Origin of the sequence: uncultured Empedobacter sp., from assembly GCF_937930195.1 — a bacterium.
Lineage (GTDB): Bacteria > Bacteroidota > Bacteroidia > Flavobacteriales > Weeksellaceae > Empedobacter > Empedobacter stercoris.
The window spans coordinates 1-9,455 of the sequence record NZ_CALGVK010000103.1 but is presented as its reverse complement, the minus strand read 5'-3'; the positions used below and the strand labels follow the sequence as shown (position 1 = coordinate 9,455).

Annotated in this window: 9 protein-coding genes; 3 read left to right on the top strand and 6 right to left on the bottom strand. The window is 31.8% G+C overall.

What is annotated here, in order from left to right; genetic code table 11:
* The 3 genes from Q0616_RS06580 to Q0616_RS06570 all read right to left on the bottom strand — a co-directional run.
* A partial coding sequence (locus Q0616_RS06580) for a M12 family metallo-peptidase (protein WP_298775939.1) occupies nt 1–1,779 on the bottom strand: 1,779 nt, incomplete at its 3' end.
* A gap of 111 nt (nt 1,780–1,890) precedes the next feature.
* Nucleotides 1,891–2,352 carry a pantetheine-phosphate adenylyltransferase gene (coaD, locus tag Q0616_RS06575; RefSeq protein WP_284583305.1) on the bottom strand — a complete coding sequence of 154 codons (462 nt, stop codon included), beginning with the start codon at nt 2,350–2,352 and terminating at the stop codon, nt 1,891–1,893.
* Nucleotides 2,340–3,329: a D-alanine--D-alanine ligase gene (locus tag Q0616_RS06570; protein ID WP_298775937.1), complete on the bottom strand. Its 990-nt coding sequence runs from the start codon at nt 3,327–3,329 to the stop codon at nt 2,340–2,342. The genes coaD and Q0616_RS06570 overlap by 13 nt, the downstream gene beginning before the upstream one ends.
* 70 nt (nt 3,330–3,399) lie before the next feature.
* Between Q0616_RS06570 and Q0616_RS06565 the strand changes: the two genes are divergently transcribed.
* From Q0616_RS06565 to Q0616_RS06555, 3 genes are all read left to right on the top strand, one after another.
* Nucleotides 3,400–4,389 carry a PASTA domain-containing protein gene (locus tag Q0616_RS06565; protein ID WP_225540103.1) on the top strand — a complete coding sequence of 330 codons (990 nt, stop codon included), beginning with the start codon at nt 3,400–3,402 and terminating at the stop codon, nt 4,387–4,389.
* A gap of 9 nt (nt 4,390–4,398) precedes the next feature.
* Complete coding sequence (locus Q0616_RS06560; RefSeq protein ID WP_298775934.1) at nt 4,399–5,493, top strand: RluA family pseudouridine synthase; 1,095 nt, start codon at nt 4,399–4,401, stop codon at nt 5,491–5,493.
* 93 nt (nt 5,494–5,586) lie between these two features.
* On the top strand, nt 5,587–6,819 hold the full coding sequence (locus tag Q0616_RS06555) for a DEAD/DEAH box helicase (protein WP_171623446.1): 1,233 nt from the start codon (nt 5,587–5,589) through the stop codon (nt 6,817–6,819).
* A 65-nt stretch (nt 6,820–6,884) separates the two neighbouring features.
* Here the strand turns inward: Q0616_RS06555 and Q0616_RS06550 are convergent, their stop codons facing one another.
* From Q0616_RS06550 to Q0616_RS06540, 3 genes are all read right to left on the bottom strand, one after another.
* Complete coding sequence (locus tag Q0616_RS06550; protein WP_225541209.1) at nt 6,885–7,721, bottom strand: hypothetical protein; 837 nt, start codon at nt 7,719–7,721, stop codon at nt 6,885–6,887.
* Between the two features lie 121 nt (nt 7,722–7,842).
* Nucleotides 7,843–9,105, bottom strand: a complete 1,263-nt coding sequence (locus tag Q0616_RS06545) for a CinA family nicotinamide mononucleotide deamidase-related protein (protein WP_298775930.1) — start codon at nt 9,103–9,105, stop codon at nt 7,843–7,845.
* 48 nt (nt 9,106–9,153) lie between these two features.
* A complete protein-coding gene (locus Q0616_RS06540; protein WP_298775926.1) occupies nt 9,154–9,363 on the bottom strand; it encodes a hypothetical protein in 210 nt (69 codons plus the stop codon).
* Between the last annotated feature and the right edge of the window lie 92 nt (nt 9,364–9,455).

Here is a 9,455-nt window from a genome sequence, read left to right as displayed (position 1 = left end):
AATTCCATTGTATATACTCATATAATCATAAATTTCATCACCTGCTGGTTCAATATCAAATTCAGTGAATGTGATGGATACTTTTTCTCCTTCAATTGCTGGTTTGAATATTTTGACAATATTTTCATTTGGAGAATAATTACCATTTGCTCCACCCGAATCGTAATACAAATCTCCGTTGCAATAATCTCCAGGAATTTCTATAATTGTTGAAACTGTCGATGAATTTGATGTTTCAGAACATTTATTTGCAACTTCTATTCTGTAATAAGCGTTTTTTTCTAAGTTATCAAACGTTAAAGTTTTAGAAGTTGTTTCTTTCCATTGTGCTTCTGGAGCACCTATTTTTTGAAATTTATAAATCCATTTTGTCCCTACTTCGTCTTCTATTGTGTAGGTAATACTCAAATCATTTAAAACTCCATTTACAGATTTTATGGTTTGTTGACAAGTCATACTACAATCTGTACTTAAACAAACTTTACCATCAACAGTTGCACGAATCAAAGCACCTGGTTGTTCACCAAATCCATTCGAAAAGTTAATCCCTACACCTCCTAACAAATGACAATAACTCATAATTGTACCTTTATCGGCATAAGGAATTGGACCAGTAGGACATGTACCCTCTGCTAAACCAGGATCATAAGTTGGTGCACAACCATCAATTGCAGTACCGTCTCCGTTCCAAGAACATGAATGTGTATGTGGCGAACCTAAGGCATGTCCCATTTCATGTGTCATTGCCATAATAGTCCACGAATAAACCGGAATATTATTGTACGTCATATTGATTCCAGAATATGCATATCGATATTGATTGTTGCACATAGAATCCAAATAGGCAACAGATGTAGATGATGGATAATTAACCAAGTGAGCAAAATCTCCATCAAAATCAGTTCTTGTAGTTCTAAATTTATTTAACTGAGCACTATAATTACCAGTGTAAGGATCTTGTTCTGTCCAAATCATTACTTGAGACAATGATGTTCTTATGTAATCGTTTGAATAAAGTGTTGCAATATTATTATGAATAGCTGTTAACCAATCTAATGTTTTTGTTTCGTCAGATCCGTTTTGTTTATAAGGAGCATAAGCAATTTCATAATACACACGAACACATCTTTCTGTCATTTCATTTGTCGTATTTTTCAATACTTTTGCATCAAAAGATGGTTTATAATTTTTATTTTCTTCTAGTTGATCTACTGCACATTGTACATTATTTTTTGCTTCAACATTATAAGACGAATAGGATACATATTCTTCAGAATCTTTTAATTTACCAATAACCACGTCTCCTAAAGCGGTAGAAGAAGCCACACCAATTACTTGATCTTTAAAAACAGATAACGCTACCACAGAAGTTTTATCTCCACCAATTATACCTTGATAATATACTCCTGGTTGATAATTTATTCGTTTGTTATTTTGATCAACTGCTTTAAAATTATCTGTAAACAAGGTTTCATTCTTTACTAATTCTAAGCTAATTTTTCGTCCTTCAAAAGGAACCTCTAATGTAAAAGAATTTGGTTTTGATTGGTATAGATTAGATAATGCAACTTTTTCTAAATTAAAAACAGAAACTCCTTTTGCAAAGTCCGCAAACAAATTATTTCCTTTTTGTTGTATATTATCTCCAAATACATTGTAGGATTTGAAACTGCTACTTGTTAATTTAGCTTGATCTACTTTTTTAGCAATTGGCCTTTCTTGACCAAATGAAAGAGTGCTAAATACAAATGCAATTAATAATAAAATTAATTTTTTCATATTTTTTATTTTGTGTTAATTTTGGTAAATATATCAAATTTCAAAATTTTAACACAAAAAAAGAGTAGATAAAAACATCTACTCTTTTCTATTTTATATAGAATAATTCTCTTAAATCCTTACCACATCAGGAACCAATATTTCATATTTTCCTCCATTTCTCATCACATCACGAACAATACTCGAACTGATGTACGCTTTACCTGAAGAAGTTAATAAGAAAATAGTTTCGATGTTATGGTCTGTAATTGCACGATTGGTATGGGCAATTGCTTTCTCAAATTCGAAATCAGCTGGATTGCGAAGTCCACGTAAAATAAACTGAGCATTTACTTCATCGCAAAAATCAACTGTTAATCCATTATAAGACATCACTTCTACATTTCCAAATCTGCTAACAGAATCCTCAATAAACTTAATTCTTTGTTCCAGTAAAAACATATAATTTTTAGATGAATTTGTTCCAATTGCAACAATTATTTTGTCAAACAACGGAACTGCACGTTCGATAATATCTAAATGCCCTAATGTAATTGGATCAAAAGATCCAGGAAAAACTGCTATTCTGTCCATGGCGAAGGTCTATTTAAAGCAATTTCGATTTCGCTATCCATCAAATCTTCCAACGCAATTCCTGCATAAGCAGCTTGCTGAGGAAAAATACTTGCAGGTGAAAAACCTGGTAATGTATTCATTTCAATAAAATGCGGTTCTCCATTTACTATAATATATTCAGAACGAGAAAAACCAGACATATTGATGCATTTATAGGCTTTTGCAGCAACTTCACGCACACGTTGTTCAACTTCTGGTGTTAAACGCGCAGGCGTAATTTCGTCTGATAAACCATTGTATTTAGCGTCATAATCAAAGAATTCTGTGTGCGAAACAATTTCTGTAATTCCCAACACCATAGTTTCTCCTTTGTAATTTAATACACCTACAGAAACTTCTGTTCCATCTAAAAAAGACTCAACCAAAACTTCTTTATCTTCGTGAAAAGCTTTTTGCATTGCTGCTTCAAATTCTTCTTCTTTGAAAACTTTTGAAATTCCTAAACTTGAACCTGAACGATTTGGTTTTACAAAACAAGGTAAGCCTACTTGGTCAAGAATTTTTTTTGCAACATATTGATCTCCTTTGTTAATATAAATAGATTTTGCGTGAGGAATTCCATATTTACTCAATACTGCAATACAATCTTTTTTATTAAATGTTAAGGCAGATTGATAAAAAGGACATCCATTATATGCCAAACCGATCATTTCAAAATACGCTTGTAGATAACCATCTTCGCCTGGCGTACCATGAATTGTATTAAAAACGACATCAAATGTTATTTTTTTTCCATTTTTTTCAAATGAAAAATCACCTTTATTGATTGGATATTTCTCGCCTTCAATTTCGGCATACCAACCTTCTTTTAAGATTCGAACCCTTGTTCTGTCGTACTTTTCTGGATTTAGACTTGCGTAAATCAACTCGCAACTTTTCAACGAAACTACACTTTCGTCCGAGTATCCACCTGCTACAACTGCTACTCTTAACATGTTTAAATTAAAATTTATTCAAATATAGAACTTTGACATCAATCATAAATATTATTTTTAAACTATATTTGTGCGACAATTTATCATTTCAATGAAAGGAGTAAAATCAATCATACAAGTTTTGCTTAATGTAGCTATTGTAGTAGCGCTGTCATTTGGGCTTTACCATTTTATTTTTAACGTCTGGTTAGATTCATATACAAATCACAATGAATTTGTTGAAGTTCCGGATTTATCAAAAATGAATATTACAGATGCTACAACTAAGTTAGAAGAACTTGGTTTAACATACGAAGTAGATAGTTCTCGTTTTGATCCAAATACAAAACCTTTTTCAATTATGGATTTTTATCCAGCAGCAGAATCTCGTGTAAAAGAAGGGCGTCGTATTTTTATTAAATCAAATCCTAAAACATATCGTCCAGTTGAATTGCCTGATTTAGTAGGTAAATCAAAACGTTTAGCATTTACGCAATTAGAAATTTCAGGTCTTAAAATTGGTAAAATTATTTACGAACCAGATTTAGCAAAAGATGCCGTTCTAAAAATATTATACAATGGAAAAATCGTGAAACCTGGAGAACAATTACCACGTTTTGCTACAGTTGATTTGGTTTTAGGACGTGGAATGTTATCTGGTGTAAGAATGCCTAATTTAGTCAATTTAACTTTGACTGAAGCGAAGAAATCAATTAAAGATAATTTTTTCGAAATTGGTCAAATTAAATTTATTGGTGCTTCGAATGATACAATTAACGCAAGAGTGGTATATCAATTCCCTTTTGCTACAGACACTTACGATCAAGGTCAACCGATTGATATTTGGTTATCAACAGAACCTCGCGAAAAAATTAGAACGCAATTAAAAGAATTGGATATTCAGTACAAAAACTTTGGCGAAGATACAATTAGCGGTTCTCAATACAGAGATATTATAACACAGAAAGCTGAACAGCAGATCAAAGACATGCAAAATCAGCAACAACAAAATAATCCAACACCTGAGCAACAAAAGCCGATAGAAGCGCCTAAAGCTCCAGAAGAGATTATTATAGAATAGAAAGAATAAATGGCAGAAGATTTAGAAGATTTCTTACAAGAGGAAGACGACAATAAACTATACGAGCATTTTTCAATAACGGTTGACAAAGGTCAATCGTTATTGCGTATAGATAAGTTCTTGATGGTTAGAATTGAGAACGCTACACGAAATAAAATTCAACAAGCAGCTGATAACGGAAATATATTAGTTAACAATGAATCTGTAAAATCCAATTACAAAGTAAAACCTGGAGATTTTATACAGATTATGTTAGAAACTCCTCCGCGTGATAATGAAGTTATAGCAGAAGATATTCCAATCAAAATTGTTTATGAAGACGACCAAGTCGTTGTTATTGACAAAGAACCAGGAATGGTTGTACATCCTGGACATGGAAATTATACAGGAACTTTGGTTAACGCCTTAAAGTTTCATTTTGATAATTTACCTTCAATGTCTGAGCAAATGGAGCGTCCTGGTTTAGTTCACCGTATTGATAAAGATACAAGTGGACTTTTAGTCATTGCAAAAACGGAAGTTGCAATGACAAGTTTAGCCGAGCAATTTGCAGCGCATACAACCGACCGTTTGTACAACGCATTAGTTTGGGGAGTTCTAAACGAACAAGAAGGCACAATTACTGGACACATCGGTCGACATCTTAAAGATCGTATGCAAATGGCCGTTTTTCCTGATGGAGAACAAGGAAAACATGCCGTAACGCATTATAAAGTAATGGAGAATTTTTCTTATGTTACATTAGTTGAATGTAAATTAGAAACTGGTCGTACGCATCAAATTCGTGCACATTTCAAACATTTAGGACATCCTTTATTTAATGATGCTCGTTATGGTGGAGATCGTATTTTAAAAGGAACAACCTTCAATAAATACAAACAATTTGTTGACAATTGTTTCGCCGCATGTCCACGTCAAGCATTACATGCACGTACATTAGGATTTGATCATCCGACAACAGGAGAACGTATGTCGTTCGAATCACCTTTACCTGCAGATATTTTAACTATTTTGGATCGTTGGAGAAACTATTCGGTAAATTCTGTTCATGCAACGGAACCCGATACTCCTATTGATCGTCATGCAAAAGAATTAGAAGATTAATTACCTATCTATATCAAAAAGCACTTCACTTTGGAGTGCTTTTTATTTCTCATTCAATCAGTTAAAAAAAACTGATTAATAAATTTTCAATAAATGAAATTCACTGAATTAAATATAATCGAACCAATTTTAAAAGCAATTGAAGAAGCTGGTTATACAGAACCGACCGAAATTCAAGAGCAGTCTATTCCACTTGTATTAGAAGGAAACGATATTATTGGTTGCGCACAAACAGGAACAGGAAAAACAGCTTCGTTTGCAATTCCTATTCTACAAAACTTAACGAATACACCAAGTAAGGGACGAAAAGTTAGAACATTAATTTTAACACCTACTCGTGAATTAGCGATTCAAATCAATGATAGTTTTAAGTTATATGGTAAACATTTACCCTTAAAACATATCGCTATTTTTGGAGGAGTAAATCAAAATCCACAAATCGGTGCCATAAAAAATGGTGTTGATATTTTAATTGCTACACCTGGTCGTTTATTAGATTTGATTGGGCAAGGACATCTTAAAATCAATCAAATTGAAATTTTTGTTTTAGATGAAGCTGACCGTATGTTAGACATGGGATTTGTTCATGAGATCAAAAAGATTATCGAAATTATTCCAAAACAAAGACAAACCTTATTTTTCTCGGCTACAATGCCAAAATCTATTCGTAAGTTTTCTCACACTGTTTTAAATCGTCCTAAAGAAGTAAGTGTTACACCTGTTTCTTCGACTGCTGAAACGGTTGAACAGTTTGTTTACCATGTAGACAAGGACATGAAAGTAAAACTTTTGGTCAATATCTTAAATGAACATCCTGAAGAGCGTACATTAATCTTTACGCGTACAAAACATGGAGCAAATCGTTTGGTTAGACATTTGGAAAAAGCTGGAATTCCTTCGGCTGCTATTCACGGAGATAAATCTCAAAATGCACGTCAAAAAGCTTTGAATAATTTCAAAGAAGAAAAGTTAAAAGTACTTATTGCTACTGATATTGCCGCTCGAGGAATTGACATTGATCAATTACCGTATGTAATCAATTATGAATTACCTAATGTCCCAGAAACTTATGTTCATCGAATTGGTCGTACAGGTCGTGCGGGTCGCGAAGGAAAAGCAATCTCATTATGTGCTGCTGATGAAAGAGGTGATTTGGCAAATATTGAAAAATTAATTGGCAACTATGTTACTATCATTAAAACGCCAAAAGAATTTTATAAATTACCTGATGCCAATAGCAACAATAATTTCAAAAAAACAAACACAGGTTTCAAACCAAAGAAAGACACAAAACCGAAAAATCCTCATCGAGGGAGAAGAAAATAACATCAAAAAAATCACTTCGTAATGAAGTGATTTTTTTCTTTAATAACTATATTAAGAAATTAATATTATAATTGAGTAATCTTAAAATTACCTAAGTAGACTTGAGCTGGATTTTTATCATTATCCAATGCTAAATAAAAATATTTTTTAGTTTGAGGATTAACCATTTCAGTATCCAAAATCTTATAATTATTTACATAAGTTTTCATACGATCTTGCTCTACACTTATTTTTACATTCATTTTATTATTGATAAAATAAGACATATTAGCATCTACACTACTTCTTTTGGTTCCATCAAGTTCTTTACTTGTAAATTCGAAATTATCAAATCGATACGATGCTCTGATATTAATCGGATTACGACTTCCTATATAATAATGTTGTGTAACACCTTTCACGTAATCAAATCCGAAATCCAAATTAATTTCTTTGGAAGTATCTGATAAGACAACCACATCAAATTCGAGCGTAAAATTTTCAGGTATATGAACAAGTTCTTTTATTTTATAAGTGTTATCGTCATATAAACGTAACCATTTTCCAGGATAACCAGAAACATTCTCTACTCTACCCATTCCATTACTTGTCCATTTTGTTGCCATATTACCAACCGAATTTGCTGAAAAATCATCTTCAAAAATGATTTGATTTCCACTCACAAAATCATAGGACATCACTGAATTTTCTTGAAATGGTCCACTTTGGATAGTTGTAGAATTCTCTTTACCTTTTTTAGTCTGAACAGATTCGGTAGTTGACTTATTTCTTTTAGTATTAATTAATTTATCTGCTTTATCCTCTAATTTTCTTGAAATAGAATTCAATATCTGTGCTTGTCCAATAAATGATAATCCAAAAAAAGATAAAACAAATAGCATTTTGTACATATTTTTCGTCATAGTTTTGATTTTAAATTACTTCATTTACAAATAAACAAAAAATAAAATTATCAAAACATCACTATAAACTATTAGTTTTTAAAATGTTTATCAATTAAAAACGATAAAATCAAACAATCGATTACTGATAATTTTCATTAACAAACTGAATCACCAAATTCAAAGCATTAGTAGAAACAATTTTGATGAAATCTTCACGATCCAAATAGGGATAAAAATACTTTTTGTTAATGGTTTGTTGACCATTTGTCACCGAAACCCAAACCGTTCCTACTTCATTGTCATCTTCTCCTTTGTTTGGTCCAGCCACTCCTGTCGTTGAAACAGCTAAATTGGTCTTTAAAACCTTACAAGCTCCTAAAGCCATTTGCTTTGCGACTTGTTCTGAAACAACCGAATGCTGATCAATATCTTTTTGATTAACACCTAAAACAGAAGTTTTAACCGAAGTAGCATACGAAACAACACTACCAATAAAATAAGAAGAACTTCCCGAAACAGAAGTAATTAAAGTTGAAATATTTCCACCAGTACAACTTTCGGCTGTCGAAATTGTTAAGTCTTTTTGTTTCAAAAGATCTCCTAAAACTTGTTGCGCTTTCCCAGAATTTTCAGAAACTAAATATTTCCCTGCAATCAATTTAAATTTCTCAATTTCTTGTTGAATCAAATTTCTCAAAACAACCTCATCATCTCCAGTTGCTGAGAATCGTAAATCGATTGACGTACGATTTGGTAAGTAAGCTAAATGAATAAATTCTGGTAATTGATTTTCCCAATCTTCAACTAAAATTGCTAAATCGCTCTCTGGAATTCCACTGACTAAAATATCTCGGTGCACAATAATATCTGTTTGAAAATTATCTTTTAAACGAGGAATAATTTCATCTCTCATCAACCCTTTCATTTCAAATGGAACACCAGGAAGATTAATCAAAACTTTGTTTTCAATTGTTGTCCATAAACATGGTGCAGTTCCGTATTTATTTTGAATAAACGTTGATTTTTCAGGAATCAATGCTTGATCTTGATTGAGGTTATTTAATTCTTTTTTATAACCACGCGTGGCAAATAAATGGATGATATTTTCAATTACTTTTTCTTCTCTTATCAATTCGCACTCTAAAAATTGACATAAAGCCATTTTAGTTTTATCATCTTTTGTTGGTCCTAAACCTCCTGTTACAATAACAATATCCGACGTTGAAATTCCCCTTTGAAATGCTTCAATAATATGATTTAACTCGTCTTGAACTGAAATAATTTCTTCGACTTCAATTCCTATTTTATTTAATTGTTGCGCAATAAATGCTGAATTAGTATCGACAATTTGTCCGATTAAGATTTCGTCTCCAATCGTTAATAAAGTTGCTTTTGTTTGCATGATATAAAAAAACTTGCTTAAAGTTAAGCAAGTTTAGTGTTTTAATAATTATTTTTCAACTCCTTGATTATAGGCTTCTCGCTGAATTTGGTTTGAATCTTCAATCATTTGAAGAAATTCTGCTTGAGAAACTTTTTTCAATTTGTTATTGATTTTGAAAACAGGAGATTTTTTTAATTCTTTTTTCTTCGTTGCATTCCACGAAATCATGACTTCAATATCATCTCTCAAATATTTATAATGCAATTCTAAAATCAAACCTTTTGTACCATAAAATTTATCTGGTGAATATGAATAAGAAATTTGAGGAGCATACCAAGCAATTAAATCGTAGTTTTATATTTAGCTGT